Genomic DNA, 1,330 nt, shown 5'->3' with positions numbered 1-1,330 from the left:
AGCTGTGCAGATCATACAAGGTATGGAATATTTTTTTCGGGATTTAAATTAATTAGCCAAAAAGGGTTAAAGCGTTTTGTGCTTATCCCGCTTTTAATTAATATTTTACTATTTGGTAGCTCGTTGTTTTTTATTTTTCTGGTCAAGCGACTGTTTTAGCTACATAAATAACATACTACCCGAGTGATTAAGCTGGCTTGAGTGGTTAATGTGGCCAATCGCAGTTTGGTCGTATTATTTGGCTACAGCATGCTATTTACTATAATCACTAATTTTATTATACCAATCTGCTTATATATGGGGTCTATTTAACGTTAAGAAAATTACGCTAGAACTAGGCAAAAATTTTTGTATCTAGTTGTTCTAAATAAAAAATTTTTAACGACGTTGTAGTGCAATTTGATTCGTTAAATTGATCAAAGATTTATGCAGGTTGGTATTACAGCCCCATTCAATGCTTTATTAAGCGAAAAAGTTGAGCTTTATTTAACGGGCCAAATAATTAGCGATATGGCTTTTCTGAATTAGTTAAAGATGTACCTGGAATGCTTGCCCGTGAGTGGGCAAAGCTGTGCTACTACCCTCTATGCACTATTGGATTTTTTATATTACTTTGGGTTTTATTGGTCAAGTATTATGGGGTTTATTTACGTGTTGGATGTGTGCGGTGCAATACGAAGACTATGCGTTTGATAACCATAAAATTGACTTTAAGCAGATGAAAGACGATTTAAAAGCTAAGCAAGGTGTATCGTACGGATTTGGTTTTGCTGTTATGTTATTAACCGCTATACCATTTATAAACTTAATCGTTATGCCTATTTGCTGTGTGATTATGCTCACCGAGCCTTTAATTTTAATCCTTGCTTTAACCCTTATTGCTGGTGCTGCTGCACTGCAAAGTTTACTTGGTTTTGGCTTAGGGGTTATTGCTACGCCAATTTTAGTATTGATTAATCCTGCTTTTATACCCGCCCCTATTTTGCTTCTAGGGCTAGGCTTATCGCTATTAAGTACACTAAATAATAAAAAGAACATACAGATTAGTCGTATTAGCATTACTTTATACGGGCGTTTTAGGTAGACGTTACCCTAGCTATAGCCGCGGTGTAACCAACTTAATAACCTCTGATGACAAGCAAGCGTTAACCATTATTTGTAGTTCAAGGGTCGATTTAATACCAATCTGCTTATATACGGGGTCTATTTAACGTTAAGAAAATTACGCTAGGACTAGGCAAAAATTTTTGTATCTAGTTATTCTAAATAAAAATTTTTTAACAACGTTATAGTGCAATTTAATTCGTTAAATTGATCAAATATTTATGCA

Annotated in this window: 2 pseudogenes; both read left to right on the top strand. The window is 34.4% G+C overall.

The features are described 5' to 3' along the window. Positions 1–4: 4 nt before the first annotated feature. Positions 5–279 (top strand): annotated as a pseudogene (locus GQR46_RS20745) (EI24 domain-containing protein); the annotation flags it as partial. Positions 280–438: 159 nt separating this feature from the next. Then, positions 439–826, top strand: a pseudogene (cysZ, locus tag GQR46_RS19755) (sulfate transporter CysZ); the annotation flags it as partial. Positions 827–1,330: the final 504 nt, after the last annotated feature.

The organism is Pseudoalteromonas sp. Z1A6 (assembly GCF_011378745.1).
Taxonomy (GTDB): domain Bacteria; phylum Pseudomonadota; class Gammaproteobacteria; order Enterobacterales; family Alteromonadaceae; genus Pseudoalteromonas; species Pseudoalteromonas arctica.
Note: the sequence above shows the minus strand (reverse complement) of the source record. Positions and strands in the feature narration are given on the sequence as shown.